This window comes from Bradyrhizobium sp., from assembly GCF_027451485.1.
GTDB lineage: Bacteria > Pseudomonadota > Alphaproteobacteria > Rhizobiales > Xanthobacteraceae > Bradyrhizobium.
In genome coordinates this window covers 1-15,879 of sequence record NZ_DAIDJE010000101.1, presented here as the reverse complement: position 1 = coordinate 15,879, position 15,879 = coordinate 1, and the positions used below count along the sequence as shown (strand labels likewise).

The window sequence follows — 15,879 nt, the reverse complement described above, 5'->3', positions numbered from 1 at the left end:
CTCAATGCGAACAAGATCGACAAGGTCTGGGTCGCGCAAAACACCATCGAGGGCGTACTCAAGCAGCCCGAGAAGAACGGCACCAAGCGCTTCGAAACGACGCGGGTCGACCCGGCCCTGGCAGGCGAGTTCGACAAGCACAAGGTGACCTATTTCGGCGAGGCGCCGAACACCTGGCTTGCGGACATTCTGTCCTGGATCGTCCCGACACTTCTGTTCTTCGCTGTTTGGATGCTTTTTGTAAGGCGTTTCGCGCAGCAGGGCGGCGGCGGGCTGATGGCGATCGGCAAGAGCCGCGCGAAGATCTACGTCGAAAAGAATACCAAAGTCACTTTCGCCGACGTGGCGGGCGTAGACGAAGCCAAGGAAGAGCTGAAGGAGGTCGTCGACTTCCTGCGCGATTCAAAGACCTATGGCAGGCTGGGCGCCCGGGTGCCGAAGGGCGTGCTGCTGGTGGGCCCGCCTGGCACGGGCAAGACCTTGCTGGCGCGCGCGGTAGCGGGAGAGGCAGGAGTCAAGTTCTTCTCGATTTCCGGTTCCGAATTCGTCGAGATGTTCGTCGGCGTCGGCGCCGCCAGGGTGCGAGATCTGTTCGAGCAGGCCCGTAAGGAAGCACCCGCGATTATTTTTATCGATGAGCTCGATGCGCTTGGCGGGGTCCGCGGCGCCTATGGATTCGGCGGTCACGCCGAAAAGGAGCAGACGCTCAACCAACTGTTAGTCGAGCTGGACGGCTTCGATCCGTCGATCGGAGTCATCCTGATCGGTGCAACCAACAGACCCGAGATTCTCGATCCGGCTTTGCTGCGGGCCGGGCGCTTCGACCGCCAGGTTCTGGTCGACCGTCCGGACAAGAAGGGCCGCATCGCGATATTGAAAGTCCACATGAAGAGAGCGGTGCTTGCAACCAGCATCGACCCTGAAAAGATCGCGGAGCTCACTCCCGGATTCACCGGCGCTGATCTCGCCAACCTCGTCAACGAGGCGGCGCTGCTCGCGACGCGGCGGCATGCGGACAGTGTCGAGCTTCGCGACTTCACCGCGGCGGTCGAGCGGATCGTTGCCGGCCTTGAAAAAAGAAACCGTATTCTGATTCCGAAGGAGCGGCAGATCGTCGCCTATCACGAACTGGGGCATGCCATCGTGGCGATGAGCCTGCCTGGTCTGGATCCGGTCCACAAAGTATCGATCATTCCCCGCGGGATCGGCGCGCTCGGCTACACGATCCAGCGCCCAACTGAGGACCGCTTCCTGATGACACAAGACGAACTCGACAACCGCATGGCCGTCCTGCTTGGTGGGCGCGCGGCCGAGCTTGTATTCTTTCACCACCTTTCGACGGGTGCGGCCGACGATCTCGTCAAGGCGACCGACACCGCGCGGAGCATGGTGTTGCGCTACGGAATGGACCAGAAGCTCGGTCATGTCGCCTACGACCGCGAGCGTTCTCCGATGTTCGCTGCGCAAGATCCCCGCGGTGGCCAAGCCCGCGAGTTCAGTGACGAGACGGAGCGGCTGATCGACCATGCAGTCCGCGATCTGGTTGGCCGCGCGCTGGAGCGGGCGGTTGCGATCATCACCGCCAATCGCACGCTTCACGAGAAGACAGCGGCGCTGCTGCTGCAAAAGGAGACGCTAGAGGAGGAAGATATCGCAAGCCTCCGATCGCAGATCACGAATGCCGACGCTGCGGTGAGCGCAAACTCTGTCGAGAAGGAGAAGCCCCGCTTCGCCTCGACGCGGTCCTGAATGGGCGGGAGGCCCTCAACGCGAGATCGCCGGCATTCCGCCAGCCGTCGGAACCGAGACACCGCCTGGAGGGTTCTCTTGCATTCCTCATCGCGCGAGCGATCGACATGAAGCAGGCTCCAGCGTTGCTCGCTTTCTTCGTCTCGCTGACCGTCTTTGCTCCCCCATCGTTCGGCCGGGAGCCGAAGCTGAACGTCGAGGCCATATGCCGGTCGAGGGAAAACGATGCGAAAATGTTGCGGTCAACACCGGCCCAGAGCCGCGCAGACTGCGAGCACGACGAACGGGCTGCAAAAGATCAGCTCGATGGCGTCTGGCCATCGACCTCCGCCGCGATACGGAACCGATGCCAATCCGACGCCCGTGCGCTGGGCACCACGAGTTATCTCGATCTTCTCACCTGCATCGAGATGAAGAAAGAGATGCAATCCGGTTCCAAAAAGTCTCGATAGGATCGCAAGGCGCGTTTTCCACCATTTTCTGTTCGCCGACAACACGCGAAACGCCCCAAAACCAGCAACCGCAAAAATGAATTGGCGACTGTTGCGTCTCGTTCCTAGACGGGGAATTCCCCTTGATCTTAGGTGTCGACGCGCAGGCATGGCTCTGCCTGCCGCTGATCCAAAGCAAGCCGGCAGGAGCGGTTCCATGGCGGACGACACCATTGCTTCAGTGATTCCCCTTCGCCAGGCGCGGCTGAAAAAGCGTGACCGGAAAGCGCCCGGGCGCGCCAAGGCCAGCCGCTCACGCAAGCGAGCGCCGAAAGCAGCGGGAGTTACCGGCGATGAAGCCGAATCTTCGTCGTCCTCGTCATTATTACCCGCGGAGTTTTTGATCCCGCCGGAATTCCTGCCTGCGAACGATGTCGTGGCCGAGCCATCCGCCGCGCCGCCGACAATCCCAGGGCCCCCCATTGAACCCGCCATCAGGTCGCGAAGGCAGCTTGCGCCGGTTCTGTTGTCGATCGCAGCGCTTGCCTTGGCCGGCGTGGGAGTCACGATCAACGGCTGGTTTGCACGGTCGTTGGGTTCGAGCGATATCGCGGGATGGCTTTTCCTCGCCGTTGGCGTGGCTGCGGATCTGGTCGCTCTCGTGATGCCTTCCTGCGCTGCAGGCCTTTGGCAGAGGGGGCAGCGCGCAACGGCCACCCTCGGCTGGGCGGTCTGGCTCATGACATTCGTGTTCGCGGTCACGGCGGGAATCGGCTTTGCGTCTACCAACATTACCGACGTGACGACGGCGCGCGCCTCGCGTATCACACCGGCGGTTGCAAATGCGCAAGAAGCGCTGACCGACGCCATGTCGGCCCGTGACCGGGAATGCAAAAGTGGCGTTGGCAAATTCTGCCGGGAGCGTGAAGCAACGGTCGCCCAGCGTCGCCAGATGCTCGATGCCGCGGTGGCATCGGTTGCGCAAGCCGCCGACCCCCAAAGCGATGCCGCCATCAAGCTGGTGACATGGGCTTCCGGCGGTATGTTGCGGCCGACCGCTGAAGATTTCGCGATGCTTCGGCTTGTCCTGCTGGCGCTGCTGCCGCAGATCGGCGGGATCCTGCTTCTGGTCGGACGCCATTCCGCGCGGAATTAGGCGGGCCGCAAGCAAAAAGACGGACGCGCTTTCGGCGCTTCCGTCTCGCTCTCCCTGAGGTAATTCTTGTCAGGCCGCTTTCTCCGGGCCTTCTTATCAAGCTACTTTCGGCGAGCGGTTGCGCGAATTGCGCTGAAAGAACAGCGCCTGACTCGCGACGGCGGACACCATCGCCGGCTGGAATGGCTTCGAAATCAGGAATGCCGGCTCCGGCCGTTCCCCGGTCAGGAAGCGCTCGGGGTACGCGGTGATAAACACCACCGGCACTTCGAAGGTTCGCAGCAGTTCATTGACGGCGTCGAGCCCCGAGCTGCCGTCGGCGAGCTGAATATCGGCCAATATCAAACCCGGCCGCTTATTCTTGGCCAGCGCCACTGCATCGGTGTGGGTGCGGGCCACGCCGATGACATGGTGCCCGAGGTTTTTCACGAGACTCTCGAGATCCATCGCGATGAAAGTCTCGTCTTCGATGATCAGCACATCAGTGGCAATTTCAGCCGCCATTTCCCGTCCCGCCGTATCGGCGAGCCGGCGCGCCTCGGCCACATCAACATCGAGAATGAAGGCGACTTCCTCCTCGGAAAAGCCCTCCAGAGACAACAGCAGGAAAGCCTGGCGCGGCAGAGGCGTGATGTTTGAAAGCCGCCGCTCGGGCGGCATCGGCAATGTCGCGACATCGGGATCTTCGTTGATCGAGACCGAATTCCAGATCTGCGTGAACAGCCGGAAGAGTCCGGCGCGCGGCCCGTGGCTTTCATCGAGCAGCGACTGATCCTGAAGCAGCGCCTCTAGCATGGCGCCAACATACGCGTCGCCGGAGGCTTGGCTTCCGGTCAACGCACGAGCATAGCGGCGCAACAACGGTAAGTGTTCGGCAACAAGCTGTGAACGGGACATCCCCACTCCATCTTTCTTGGGTCGAACCTTCGAATTGGGGGCCGACCCGACAATCCCCAAGCCCCACAATTACGCCTGGACAAACGAAAAGTTCCCACTCTTTAAGGAACTTTTATCAGGACATCGAATTAGGCCTTTGGCAGCGAAGGCGAAACGCTTGGGTGATTCGAGGATTAGCCGTGAAAATACAAAAGCTTAACACTCGGGGGAGCGCGGGACAGGATATGAAGGAAGCAAAAAAGCAGGGCGGGCTGAATGCCGAGATTCAGTCCAGAATCGGCCACCAGCTGCGCGCCATGTATGATGACGTCGTCCGTCAGGGCGTACCCGATCGCTTTGTAGAGTTGATCCGCAGGCTTGATGTTCCCGAGGCCAATCCCCACGTGGGGACTGCGGGCGAAAAAAATGACGGAGGGGAATAATGCCTCTCACCGATCAACTCCGCGACGACATCCTGGCGTCGGTACCGAGTCTGCGCGCTTTTGCAATTTCCCTCTCCGGCAATGGTGATCGTGCCGATGACCTCGTGCAGGAGACGTTGTTGCGCGCGCTTGCCAACATAGATTCCTTCCAGCCGGGCTCAAACTTGCCGGCGTGGCTGTTCACGATTTTGCGAAACCTGTTCCGATCGGACTACCGGAAACGGCGCCGTGAGGTGGAGGACGCCGAGGGCAGCTATGCGAAGACGCTGAAAACGCAGCCGGCGCAAAGCGCTCATCTGGAGTTCGAGGAGTTCCGTAATGCGCTGGACAAGCTGCCGCAGGACCAGCGGGAGGCGCTGATACTGGTTGGCGCATCCGGCTTCTCGTACGAAGATGCCGCGGCGATTTGCGGCTGCGCAGTTGGCACCATCAAGAGCCGGGTCAACCGCGCAAGATCCAAACTTTCCGCACTGCTCTATGTCGAAGGCGCCGAGGATTTCGGCCCCGACGAAACCGTGCGGGCCGTGATCGGTGGCAGCGGCTAGCCTCGTTTGGCTGACGGCAGACATCATCATTCCGGTCTGGCGATCGCCGTCAGACCGGAGTGAATGTTTTTTTGCCCGTTAGCGCGGCTTGAGCGGCGCGGAGAACTTCTCGGTCCGATCTCTCTCCGACATGTCGACGACGGTCTCCATCGGAGCCGTCAATTCGTAGACATAGCTGACGTCGGTGAAATATCGCTTGGACGTTCCACCGAGCGCCTCGGGGGCCACGCGGTCGAGCAGGATGAGGCCGAAGTCGCTGTCGGGACGCCGGGTCGCCTCACTGGTGTTGAATTCTTCCCAGCGGAAATGAAACATGGCATCTGGATCAGAGCCGGTGATTTCCCAGTGCGCGACGATGTGCGGATGCTTGCCCACCAGAGAGAGGCCCTCGTCGGAATGCGAAGCCAGTTCGAAGAACAACAGCGATAGCGACTGCGCCGCGCGGGCGCTGACGACAATCTCCGGGCCTGAAATGGCAATCCGGTCCGCATGAGGTATTGCACGCGCTTCGAACAGCCCCTTCAGGTCAACGCCCTGCCACTGGCTTTCACTCAGCAGCGAAACCACGTTCGACATCGCATGAATCCGACCGATCAAAAGTTCGCGGGCGGTATCGATATCCGATCCGTGGCGCAGGGTTCGCGTCACAATCGATTGGATCACGGCCAGGATATTCTTGACCCGATGGTTGAGCTCATCGATGACCGCGGTCAGGCGCCGCTCAAAGCCGATCCGCACCTGGATTTCGCGGCTCAGTCGTAAGTTGTTATAGGCGACGTAACCGAACAGGCCACAGACAATCGCGGTCAGGGCAAGGCCGATGGCTGCCACGATCGCCGCCGTCTGCATGGCCCGATTCATGGTGGCGGTCTTGGCGTAATAAGTCAGTGTCCAGTCCCGACCGCCAAACGAGACCTTGCGGACAACGGGCCGACCGCGCGAGTCGAGCGATCGCGAAATGACGTTGCCCCTCTCGGTCGCCATCAATTCGCTGTTGTCGCTTCGCGGATCCTTCAGTGCAACCGAAAACAGCGACAGGTCGTCGTTGGTCAGCATAAGGGGAGCAAGCTCGTAGGAGAAAGTCACGAACCCAGCCGGCTGCGTTCCGTTATCCTGAAGCACTGGTGCAGCAAGGACGAGGCCGATCGGTCCATCCTTGCGCAAAAGCGGAAGAGGATCCGACGCCACCGGTCTCAGATCCGACATTGCACGGTCCAGCATCGGCCCGAGAATGGGATCCCGATCCAGGCTGCGGCCCGGAAAGCCCATCGTTTCCGCATTGCGCGGCTCGACATCCATCACGACGTCGACCGTACGCGAGAGGTTCGATGCCTGCAGCGGAACGCCGCCGTTACCGCGGATGGTCGCATTCGGGAATCCGGCATTGGCAAGCTCGGTATGCGCGGCCGGGATCTCCTCCGGCTTCAGGCGAGCAACCCACGAAGCCACCACAAAATCGGTCTTGAAGGCATAGATCGATGAGCGCAGCGGCTGCAACATATTAGCCTTGATGACCGACGGCGAACGGAAGAGTCCCGATGCCACGCGGGCCAGCAACTCGCGCTCGGTGAGACGGTCCTGGACGAGGCTCGCATGAACGTCAATTGCCCGCGCCAGCGCGATGCTGTCGACCGTCACCTCCTGACCGTGGATGCGATAGGCGGCCAGCCCGGAGAGCAGAACTCCGATCAGCGCGATAAAACCGGTGATGAGACCCAGCCGAACCACTCGTTCACTCAAACAGCAAGTATTGATGAAGAACTATAGAACTATCTGATGGTGACCCGAACGGCCAAAAATCCGAAGCCTGCAGAGGGCAACCATGCGGTGACATAAAGTCGGATTCATCTAACGTAATAACAGTTGGCAAGGTCGGTCTAGCACGGCGCACAAAATGACTACCACGCAAGATACGTTAATGGCGTCGGAGGAAATTAACCGATGCAGCCCCGTTTGGTTCCGCCAGATGCCGCCGAGCGCAACGCTAAGGTTAATTCGCCTCGAGACCGCCCTTGGTCTCAATGAAGCGAACGATGCGGTCGAGGCCCTCGCTTTTCTTTAGGTTAGTCATCACGAACGGGCGCTCGCCGCGCATCCGCCTGGTGTCGGTGTCCATCTTTTCCAGCGAGGCGCCGACATAAGGCGCGAGGTCGATCTTGTTGATGACGAGAAGGTCGGAGCGCGTAATGCCTGGACCTCCCTTGGACGGGATTTTGTCGCCGGCCGCCACGTCGATCACGTAAATGGTCAGGTCCGCGAGCTCCGGCGAGAAAGTGGCAGCGAGGTTGTCGCCCCCTGATTCGATCAGCACCACGTCGAGGCCTGGAAACCTCGCTCGCATGTCGGCGATTGCCGCCAGGTTCATGGAGGCATCCTCGCGAATAGCCGTGTGGGGGCAGCCGCCGGTCTCGACGCCTGCGATCCGATCCGGTGTCAGTGATCCCGACCGGACCAGAAATTCGGCATCCCATTTTGTATAGATATCATTGGTGATGGCCGCGATGTCATAATGCTCGCGCATCGTCTTGCAGAGCAGGTCCATGAGGGCGGTTTTTCCCGACCCGACCGGACCTCCAATGCCGACGCGAAGCGGACCGTGTGAACTAGCCATCTCGAATCTTCTCCATTGTCGTCCCCGCGAAGTCGGAGAGCCATAACCACCCAATTCAATTCTGAAGCTCGTTGGACTTCATCCAACATAACTGGCACCCGGCTTTTGCGATGGGTCGCGGCTCGCGCACGTGCCGCTCGCTTGCCTGGTACGACCGCAGGGCGGCCCATCACGACCGGAACAACCTCGTATATTGCGTCTCGTGCCGCATGCTGGCGATATCGGCGCGAAAAGTTGCGCTGCCGAGATCATCGAGAGATGCCTCGAGCGCACGCTTGGCGGTTGCTGCGACGATCGGCTCAAACTCCGCCAGTACGCGTTGGCTGTCGGTTTGTCCAAGCGGAATGAGGCGCCCGCCGGCCGATATCCAGTTCGAAGCTACCGCATGCAGAAACGCATGAATCGTCGGCGCGAGCGGAACATGGTGCGCGACGCTGACGAGGCCAACCGCAACGGGATAGACGATAGAAACCTCGCAAGCCGCTACCAGCCGGTCGAGCGGAGCCATATTCCATGCGGCGCGCGCGATCTCGATAAACGCCCTGCCCTGCGCCGTAGTTTCGAGATGGCGCTCACGAGAGGTTGCAAAGGCGAAAGCAAGCTCGGCGATTTCGGCAAGCCGCGCATCGTCACCAGACGACGCGACGCGGTGCGCATGCGCCAGAAAGATGCTATCGCAAAGACCAGCACCGTCCGTCAGCATCGAAGTGAGCCAGCGCCTGAGCGACAGAGCATCCGTCACATCTCCGGCCTCGACCGCCCATTCGATGCCGCTCGAATAGGAAAAGGCGCCGACCGGAAAAGACGGCGAAAGCCAGGTCATCAAACGGTAGAGCGCGCCCGCCTCATCTTCCGACAGGCTGGATGAAGAGGACGCCGCCGCCTCATTCGCAACGGCAGCGTCCCGCGGGTCCTGCTGCCCGCCGCCCGAGAGCTCACTCGTCTTCATGAGCATGATGATGGCCGCCGATGTGGTCGTGACCACAATGCTCGTCGTGATGATGATGGCCGTGGCCATGCGTGTGGCGATGACCGTGGGCGTCATGATGATCGTGCGACTCATGGCCCTGCGCAGCATGGTCATGCGCGGCATGGTCATGCGATTGATGAGCGGCGTGCCCGTGACCGTCGGCGGCATAAGCGCCGCCCTCTGGATCGAACGGCGCTTCGATCTCGATCACCCGCGCGTCCAATCCCTTGACCATCGCTTTGATGACGTGGTCGCGCCGAATTCGCAAACCCCGCACGGTGATCTGCGCCGGCACATGGCGATTGCCGAGGTGCCAGGCGAGGCGAACCAGATGCTGTGCGTCGCGACCGCGAATTTCCAGAAGCGGCTCCGCCGCCGCAACCACCTCGACCAAACGGCCATCTTCCAGCACCAGCGCGTCGCCACCGCGCAAGGCGACCGCATTCTCAAGGTCGAGCAGAAAACCCAGCCCGCGCGTGCCCGTCATCACCAGCCGCCGGCGGTGGCGATCGTCGAAATCGAGCACAACCGTATCGGCGGCAGCCTCCGTCCAGCGATGCTGCGGCTTGACCTGCGTGGCGCGGATCATTCTCAAGCCCTTTAGAACTTCTCGACCTTGCCGTCGCTGATGACCTCGATCACGGTCGAGACCTTCAACGGCGTGGAAATCTCCCGCCATTTCTTCATATGCGGGGCGCGTGCATGGGAATTGAGATCATCGCGGGTTTCCCAGCGCTCAACGACAACATAGATGTTCGGATCATGAATGCTGATATGCCCCTCATATGAGACGCAGCCTTTTTCCTTCAGCGTCTCGGCGATGCATTCCCTGTGACCCGCAATGAAGGCCTCGCGCCCCTCGGGCTTCATTTGCGTGGTAGCAATAACGTAGATCACGAATGTTCTCCCCGGCTCTCGTCAAAATCAGCTTACAAGCGAGCAAGCTTAGAACATGAAGTAGCGCTGCGCCATCGGCAAAACTTCGGCTGGCGCGCAGGTGAGAAGCTCGCCGTCTGCGCGTACCTCGTAGGTTTCCGGATCGACCTCGATATTCGGCGTCGCGCCGTTATGGATCATGCTCTTCTTGGAAATCCTGCCGCGAGTGTTCTGAACCGGATAAAGCGTCTTGTCGATGCCGAGCTTGCGCGCGAGACCGCCGGTGACGGCAGCTTTCGACGTGAACACCACGGAGGACGCGGTCAGCGACTTGCCGAAGGCGGCAAACATCGGCTGGTAATGCACCGGCTGTGGCGTCGGGATCGAGGCGTTGGGATCGCCCATCGGCGCAGCCACAATCGAACCGCCCTTGATGATGCATTCGGGCTTCACGCCGAAGAAGGCCGGTGACCATAGCACGAGATCGGCGAGCTTACCCTTCTCGACCGAGCCGATTAATTTTGAAACGCCGTGCGCGATCGCGGGGTTGATGGTGTATTTGGCGATGTAGCGCTTGACGCGGAAATTGTCATTGTCCTTGCCCTTGTCTTCCGGCAGGGCGCCGCGCTGCTTCTTCATCTTGTCGGCGGTCTGCCAGGTGCGAATGATGACCTCGCCGAGCCGGCCCATGGCCTGCGAATCCGACGACATCATCGATAGCGCACCGAGATCGTGCAGGATGTCTTCGGCAGCAATCGTTTCCTTGCGGATGCGGCTCTCGGCAAAAGCAAGGTCTTCCGCAATCGACGGGTCGAGGTGGTGGCACACCATCAGCATATCGAGATGCTCGTCGATGGTGTTGCGGGTAAACGGCCGCGTCGGATTGGTCGAGGATGGCAGCACGTTCTTGAGGCCTGCGATCTTGATGATGTCAGGCGCGTGACCGCCGCCGGCCCCTTCGGTGTGGAAAGCGTGAATGGTGCGGCCTTTGAACGCCTTCACGGTGTCCTCGACGAACCCGGATTCGTTGAGCGTATCCGAGTGCAGCATCACCTGGACATCGTAGTCGTCGGCGACAGACAGACAATTGTCGATCGCCGCTGGCGTCGTACCCCAATCCTCGTGCAGCTTGAGCGCACATGCGCCAGCCCTGACCATTTCCACCAACGCAGCCGGCCGCGACGCATTGCCCTTGCCGGAGATGCCAAGATTGACCGGAAACGCGTCGAACGACTGGAGCATCCGCGCGATGTGCCAGGGACCCGGCGTACAGGTCGTCGCATAAGTGCCGTGCGAAGGGCCGGTGCCACCGCCGAGCATCGAAGTCACGCCAGACATTAGCGCATGCTCGATCTGCTGCGGGCAAATGAAATGGATGTGGCTGTCAAAACCGCCAGCGGTGAGAATCTTGCCCTCGCCCGCGATGATATCCGTGCCGGGTCCGATCACGATGGTCACGCCCGGCTGGATGTCCGGATTGCCGGCCTTGCCGATCGCGCTGATCATGCCTTCCTTGATCGCGACGTCGGCCTTGACGATCCCCCAGTGATCAACGATCAGCGCATTTGTGATGACAGTATCGGCCGCACCCTGCTTGTTGGTCGCCTGCGACTGGCCCATGCCATCGCGGATCACCTTGCCGCCGCCGAATTTGACTTCCTCGCCATAGGTCGTGAGATCCTTCTCGACTTCAATGATGAGGTCGGTGTCGGCTAACCGCACTCTATCGCCGGTGGTCGGGCCGAACATGTCGGCGTAGACGGAACGTTTGATTTTCACGGACATGTTCTGGCCCCAAAACTGCTTACAACTTTCCCATCACGCCGCCGCGGAAGCCGTAGACGATCTTCTTGCCGGCAAGTGCGACGAGTTGCACGTCGCGGGTCTGCCCCGGCTCAAACCGCACCGCAGTGCCCGCCGCAATATCGAGCCGCATGCCGCGCGCCTTTTTGCGGTCGAACTTCAGCGCCGGATTGGTCTCGAAGAAATGGTAATGCGAGCCGACTTGGATCGGACGGTCGCCGCTGTTGGCGACCGATAGCGTCACCGTCTTGCGGCCGGCATTGAGTTCGATCTCGTCGTCCTTGATGAAGAGTTCACCGGGGATCATGGGCACCTCGCAAGATTTGGACTGCGTTATGGCCGGGCTCGTCCCGGCCATACGTCTTGTCTCGTCGAAAAGAAACACGTGGATGCCCGGCCCAACCGATGGCATGACGACGGTGATGGACGCGCTACCTTCACCTGATCGGCTCGTGCACGGTGACAAGCTTGGTGCCGTCCGGGAATGTGGCTTCCACCTGAATGTCATGAATCATTTCCGCAATTCCATCCATCACCTGCGCACGGGTGAGCACCTGCGCACCCGTCTGCATCAATTCGGCTACGGTGCGGCCGTCGCGCGCGCCCTCGACAATAAAATCCGAAATAATGGCGACTGCTTCGGGGTGGTTGAGCTTGACGCCACGGTCGAGGCGCCGCCGTGCGACGATCGCGGCCATGGAGATCAGGAGCTTGTCCTTTTCGCGGGGAGAAAGATTCATGCGGGCACCGTGATTGATTGATCCAGAATTGATTGAACGCCCTCAATTGAGCCATAGCCGCGGCAGGGCCGAGCCGGAGGCGCGGCCGAGCACAGCCGCCATATCGGCGCGGAGCCGGGTCGCATCTTGGGCACAGAAGCGCGCCATTGCAAATCCATTCCATGCGGAGATGCCGACTTCACCGCCGAAGGTTTGCGAGAGTTCGCGGATGCCCTCAACCAGCGCTTCGTCGCCGGGTACGATCAGCGCGATACCGATCGCCACACCACCTTTGGCGATCGCAGGACTTGCGAGTTTGCTGCCGATATCGCCATCGAGCCTGATATTTTCGGCTAGAGCCAGCCGACCGCCTCGACGCAACCTCCAACAGTCGAAAAATTCGCCAGCCTGGATTCGCTCGCCCATGGCGGTGCGGCCGAACACGATGATCTCGCAGAGCAGAAGCGACGCTGCCTCGGAGAGTTCGATTTCAAAACGACGGCGGATACGCGCCCGGTCGAACAGGATCGTCTCCTGCGGCAGCCATGACAGATGCGAACCGCCTTCGGCCTTGAGCATGACGTTCAATTCTGCCGCCGGTCCATCCGCACGGTAGATTTTTTCTGCCGCCGCCGTCGTGACGGTCAACCGGGCATCGCCCATGCTTGCGACATCAATATCGAAGCGGTCGCCGCCCGCAATACCGCCGGCGGTGTTGACCAACACCGCGGAGAGCCCGTCATCTTCCGGCGAGGGAAAGCGAACGCGCAACGATCCTGCCTCATGCAGCTGCCGGCGGCGCGTCAACCCATCGACGTGCGCCACATTGAAGCGCACCGTGCCCCTGGCCCGGTTGGCCGCAAAAAGCGCCGCATTCCGGCTTGTCGTGTCGTTCTGCATCCGGCCCCAACCCTCCCAGCAGCGGCGCCGTCGAGGCCTCTCACAAAGCCATCTGACGGCTGATTTCGTTCGGATCGAGGACGGTTCGATCGCAGACGTATTTCACCGCGCCGCGGTCCATGACCGCAAAGTTGTCGCCGAGTTCGCAGGCAAAGTCGAGATATTGCTCGACCAGCACGATCGCGATGTTGCCGAGGCTGCGCAGGTAAGTGATCGCGCGGGCGATGTCCTTGATGATCGACGGCTGAATGCCTTCGGTCGGCTCGTCAAGCAGCAGCAATTTCGGTCGCATCACCAGCGCACGCCCGATCGCCAATTGCTGCTGCTGTCCCCCCGAAAGGTCGCCGCCGCGGCGCCCCAACATCGATTGTAGAACTGGAAAGAGCGAGAAAACGTCGTCGGGAATGTTGCGGTCCTCCCGCTTCAAGGCGCCGAATCCGGTCCTCAAGTTTTCCTCCACCGTCAGCAGTGGAAAAATCTCGCGCCCCTGCGGCACGAAGCCAATGCCCTTGCGCGCGCGTTCGTAAGGTTTCAGGCCGCTGATATCGGCGCCGTCGAATACGATTGATCCGCTCGAAATCGGATATTGACCGACCATCGCGCGGAGCAGGCTGGTCTTGCCGACGCCATTACGCCCGAGTACACAGGTCACCTTGCCGGGCTCGGCTGAAATCGAGACGCCACGCAGCGCCTGCGCCGCGCCGTAATAGAGGTTGATATTGTCCACCTTCAGCATGGCTCAGCGTCCCAGATAAACCTCGACCACGCGCTCATTCGCCGACACCTGGTCGATGGTGCCTTCGGCCAGCACCGTGCCTTCGTGCAGGCAGGTCACCTTGACTCCGAGTTCGCGGACGAAGCTCATGTCGTGCTCAACCACCATGACCGTGTGATCGCGGTTGATCTGTTTCAGCAACTCCGCAGTCTGATGGGTCTCGACATCCGTCATGCCTGCCACCGGCTCATCGACAAGGAGCAGCTTCGGATCCTGAGCCAGCAGCATGCCGATCTCGAGCCACTGCTTCTGGCCATGCGACAAGCTTTCGGCCAGTCGGCGGCGCGCGTCCTTCAGGCGGATGGTCTCAAGCACGCGATCGATCCGTTCGGCCTCGGCCTTGCTGCCTCGCCAGAACAGCGTGCCCCTGACGCTGTGATCGACGTTGAGGGCGAGCAGGAGATTGTCTTCGACGGACTGGCTCTCGAATACCGTCGGCTTCTGGAATTTGCGGCCGATTCCGAGTTCGGCAATCCTTGTCTCGTCGAGCCGGGTCAGATCAGTCACCCCATCGAACAGCACGGTGCCGTCGTCCGGCTTTGTTTTTCCGGTGATGATATCCATCATGGTGGTCTTGCCGGCACCGTTCGGGCCGATAATGGCACGCATTTCACCGGGTTCGAGCGTCAGCGACAGGTTGTTGATCGCGTGAAAGCCGTCGAACGAGACGTGCACACCGTCGAGATAAAGCAGTGCGGAAGTAGCTCTCACATCCATCGCTTTCACTCCGCCAAATGAGGTTCGCTGACGCCGTCTTCAGTCGCCGCACTTTCGGCGTTGCCAAACAAGCGACTTGCTTTCCACGAACCCCCACCCGAATTGAAGGTGCCGACGATGCCTTTGGGCAGTAGCAGCGTCACCAGAATGAAAAGCGCACCGAGCATGAACAACCAGTAAGGCGCCAGCGGACCGGAGGTGAAATAGGTCTTGGCGTAATTGACGACGATTGCACCGATCGCGGCGCCTATCAGCGTGCCGCGGCCGCCGACGGCGACCCAGACCACGGCCTCGATGGAGTTTGCGGGCGCGAACTCGGACGGGTTGATGATGCCGACCTGCGGTACGTAGAGCGCGCCGGCGACGCCCGCCATGCAGGCAGACAGCGTAAAGACGAACAGCTTGTAGGATTCGACGCGGTAGCCGAGAAAGCGCGTGCGGGATTCGGCGTCGCGCACCGCGATCAGCACCTTTCCGTAGCGCGAGCGCACCAGGAAGCGGCAGACCAGCAATTGCCCGCAGAGCAGAATTGCGGTGATCCACAGCAGCGCGACACGGGTGCTATCGGCGTGCAGATCGGCGCCGAGGATGTCCTTGAAATCGGTCAGGCCGTTATTGCCGCCGAAGCCCATGTCGTTGCGGAAGAAGGCCAGCAGCAGCGCGAAGGTCAGCGCCTGGGTGATGATCGACAGATAGACCCCGGAAACCCGTGAACGGAAGGCGAGCCAGCCGAATACCAGGGCGAGCAGGCCCGGCACCAGCAACGCCATCAGTACGGCAAAGGGGAAGATATCGAAGCCGCGCCAGTACCAGGGCAGGGTTTTCCAGTTCAGGAACACCATGAAATCGGGCAGCAGCGGGTTGGCATAGACCCCGCGCGGGCCGATCTCTCGCATCAGATACATGCCCATGGCGTAGCCGCCCAGGGCGAAGAACGCGGCATGGCCGAGCGAGAGGATGCCGGCGAAGCCCCAGACCAGATCGACCGCCAGCGCCAGCATGGCATAGGTCAGGTATTTGCCTGCCAGGGAGACGACATAGGTGGGGACGTAGGGGTTGCCCGCGAGGTTGGCTGCCCCCAGCAGGGCGGCGATCACCAGGATCAGTACCAGGGTGATCCAGACGGGAAGATCGCGGGTCATCGGGAGGAAGGCCAGGGCTTTGCCCTGGACCCACTGGGGGCGAGCGCCCCCAGACCCGCTTCCGAAAGGAAGCCGACGGCTCTGCCCTTCGCGGGTCCCAATGGGCCATGGGGGCGCAGCCCTGGCCTTGCTTGCTTGCTCATGCCTCCACCGCCCGTCCCTTGAG

General features: G+C 61.0%; 18 protein-coding genes. 5 read left to right on the top strand and 13 right to left on the bottom strand.

Annotation, left to right across the window (positions count from 1 at the left end; translation table 11 throughout):
- The 3 genes from ftsH to NEZ08_RS13710 all read left to right on the top strand — a co-directional run.
- Positions 1-1,749 (top strand): ATP-dependent zinc metalloprotease FtsH (gene ftsH / locus NEZ08_RS13720; protein ID WP_298107568.1); only part of this gene is annotated, 1,749 nt, incomplete at its 5' end.
- A 125-nt stretch (positions 1,750-1,874) separates the two neighbouring features.
- Complete coding sequence (locus NEZ08_RS13715) at positions 1,875-2,201, top strand: hypothetical protein (protein WP_298107567.1); 327 nt, start codon at positions 1,875-1,877, stop codon at positions 2,199-2,201.
- Between the two features lie 196 nt (positions 2,202-2,397).
- Positions 2,398-3,336, top strand: a complete 939-nt coding sequence (locus NEZ08_RS13710; protein ID WP_298107566.1) for a hypothetical protein — start codon at positions 2,398-2,400, stop codon at positions 3,334-3,336.
- Positions 3,337-3,432: 96 nt separating this feature from the next.
- Here NEZ08_RS13710 and NEZ08_RS13705 read toward each other — a convergent pair whose 3' ends face one another.
- Positions 3,433-4,233, bottom strand: coding sequence for a response regulator (locus NEZ08_RS13705; protein WP_298107565.1), 801 nt, complete (start codon positions 4,231-4,233; stop codon positions 3,433-3,435).
- Between the two features lie 224 nt (positions 4,234-4,457).
- Here NEZ08_RS13705 and NEZ08_RS13700 point away from each other — a divergent pair, with 224 nt between their 5' ends.
- The gene (locus tag NEZ08_RS13700; RefSeq protein ID WP_298107564.1) at positions 4,458-4,655 is read left to right on the top strand and encodes a NepR family anti-sigma factor; all 198 of its coding nucleotides are present in this window, start codon (positions 4,458-4,460) and stop codon (positions 4,653-4,655) included.
- Positions 4,655-5,200 (top strand): sigma-70 family RNA polymerase sigma factor, encoded by a 546-nt coding sequence (locus NEZ08_RS13695; protein ID WP_298107563.1) that lies wholly within the window; start codon positions 4,655-4,657, stop codon positions 5,198-5,200. The genes NEZ08_RS13700 and NEZ08_RS13695 overlap by 1 nt, the downstream gene beginning before the upstream one ends.
- A gap of 78 nt (positions 5,201-5,278) precedes the next feature.
- Here the strand turns inward: NEZ08_RS13695 and NEZ08_RS13690 are convergent, their stop codons facing one another.
- From NEZ08_RS13690 to urtC, 12 genes are all read right to left on the bottom strand, one after another.
- Positions 5,279-6,928 (bottom strand): HWE histidine kinase domain-containing protein, encoded by a 1,650-nt coding sequence (locus tag NEZ08_RS13690; RefSeq protein ID WP_298107562.1) that lies wholly within the window; start codon positions 6,926-6,928, stop codon positions 5,279-5,281.
- A 262-nt stretch (positions 6,929-7,190) separates the two neighbouring features.
- A complete protein-coding gene (ureG, locus tag NEZ08_RS13685) occupies positions 7,191-7,811 on the bottom strand; it encodes an urease accessory protein UreG (protein WP_298107561.1) in 621 nt (206 codons plus the stop codon).
- Between the two features lie 169 nt (positions 7,812-7,980).
- On the bottom strand, positions 7,981-8,634 hold the full coding sequence (locus NEZ08_RS13680; RefSeq protein ID WP_298107570.1) for an urease accessory protein UreF: 654 nt from the start codon (positions 8,632-8,634) through the stop codon (positions 7,981-7,983).
- 112 nt (positions 8,635-8,746) lie between these two features.
- Positions 8,747-9,370 carry an urease accessory protein UreE gene (locus NEZ08_RS13675; protein WP_298107560.1) on the bottom strand — a complete coding sequence of 208 codons (624 nt, stop codon included), beginning with the start codon at positions 9,368-9,370 and terminating at the stop codon, positions 8,747-8,749.
- 11 nt (positions 9,371-9,381) lie between these two features.
- Positions 9,382-9,678, bottom strand: a complete 297-nt coding sequence (locus tag NEZ08_RS13670) for a putative quinol monooxygenase (RefSeq protein WP_298107559.1) — start codon at positions 9,676-9,678, stop codon at positions 9,382-9,384.
- 48 nt (positions 9,679-9,726) lie between these two features.
- Complete coding sequence (ureC, locus tag NEZ08_RS13665) at positions 9,727-11,442, bottom strand: urease subunit alpha (protein WP_298107558.1); 1,716 nt, start codon at positions 11,440-11,442, stop codon at positions 9,727-9,729.
- A gap of 19 nt (positions 11,443-11,461) precedes the next feature.
- The gene (locus NEZ08_RS13660) at positions 11,462-11,767 is read right to left on the bottom strand and encodes an urease subunit beta (protein ID WP_298107557.1); all 306 of its coding nucleotides are present in this window, start codon (positions 11,765-11,767) and stop codon (positions 11,462-11,464) included.
- A 130-nt stretch (positions 11,768-11,897) separates the two neighbouring features.
- A complete protein-coding gene (locus NEZ08_RS13655) occupies positions 11,898-12,200 on the bottom strand; it encodes an urease subunit gamma (protein WP_298107556.1) in 303 nt (100 codons plus the stop codon).
- Positions 12,201-12,242: 42 nt separating this feature from the next.
- Positions 12,243-13,079: an urease accessory protein UreD gene (locus NEZ08_RS13650; protein ID WP_298107555.1), complete on the bottom strand. Its 837-nt coding sequence runs from the start codon at positions 13,077-13,079 to the stop codon at positions 12,243-12,245.
- A 40-nt stretch (positions 13,080-13,119) separates the two neighbouring features.
- The gene (gene urtE, locus NEZ08_RS13645; protein WP_298107554.1) at positions 13,120-13,815 is read right to left on the bottom strand and encodes an urea ABC transporter ATP-binding subunit UrtE; all 696 of its coding nucleotides are present in this window, start codon (positions 13,813-13,815) and stop codon (positions 13,120-13,122) included.
- A gap of 3 nt (positions 13,816-13,818) precedes the next feature.
- Entirely contained in the window at positions 13,819-14,580 is a 762-nt protein-coding gene (gene urtD, locus NEZ08_RS13640; RefSeq protein ID WP_298107553.1) for an urea ABC transporter ATP-binding protein UrtD, read from the bottom strand.
- Positions 14,577-15,713: an urea ABC transporter permease subunit UrtC gene (urtC, locus tag NEZ08_RS13635; protein WP_298107569.1), complete on the bottom strand. Its 1,137-nt coding sequence runs from the start codon at positions 15,711-15,713 to the stop codon at positions 14,577-14,579. Before urtC ends, urtD begins: the two co-directional genes overlap by 4 nt.
- Positions 15,714-15,879: the final 166 nt, after the last annotated feature.

Coding starts and splice junctions, on each gene's coding strand:
- NEZ08_RS13705 (WP_298107565.1), bottom strand. CDS start 4,233: ATGTCCCGTTCACAGCTTGTTGCCGAACACTTACCGTTGTTGCGCCGC.
- ureG (WP_298107561.1), bottom strand. CDS start 7,811: ATGGCTAGTTCACACGGTCCGCTTCGCGTCGGCATTGGAGGTCCGGTC.
- NEZ08_RS13680 (WP_298107570.1), bottom strand. CDS start 8,634: ATGACCTGGCTTTCGCCGTCTTTTCCGGTCGGCGCCTTTTCCTATTCG.
- urtC (WP_298107569.1), bottom strand. CDS start 15,713: ATGACCCGCGATCTTCCCGTCTGGATCACCCTGGTACTGATCCTGGTG.
- NEZ08_RS13710 (WP_298107566.1), top strand. CDS start 2,398: ATGGCGGACGACACCATTGCTTCAGTGATTCCCCTTCGCCAGGCGCGG.
- NEZ08_RS13700 (WP_298107564.1), top strand. CDS start 4,458: ATGAAGGAAGCAAAAAAGCAGGGCGGGCTGAATGCCGAGATTCAGTCC.
- ureC (WP_298107558.1), bottom strand. CDS start 11,442: ATGTCCGTGAAAATCAAACGTTCCGTCTACGCCGACATGTTCGGCCCG.
- NEZ08_RS13660 (WP_298107557.1), bottom strand. CDS start 11,767: ATGATCCCCGGTGAACTCTTCATCAAGGACGACGAGATCGAACTCAAT.
- urtE (WP_298107554.1), bottom strand. CDS start 13,815: ATGCTGAAGGTGGACAATATCAACCTCTATTACGGCGCGGCGCAGGCG.
- NEZ08_RS13655 (WP_298107556.1), bottom strand. CDS start 12,200: ATGAATCTTTCTCCCCGCGAAAAGGACAAGCTCCTGATCTCCATGGCC.
- NEZ08_RS13650 (WP_298107555.1), bottom strand. CDS start 13,079: ATGCAGAACGACACGACAAGCCGGAATGCGGCGCTTTTTGCGGCCAAC.
- NEZ08_RS13675 (WP_298107560.1), bottom strand. CDS start 9,370: ATGATCCGCGCCACGCAGGTCAAGCCGCAGCATCGCTGGACGGAGGCT.
- NEZ08_RS13695 (WP_298107563.1), top strand. CDS start 4,655: ATGCCTCTCACCGATCAACTCCGCGACGACATCCTGGCGTCGGTACCG.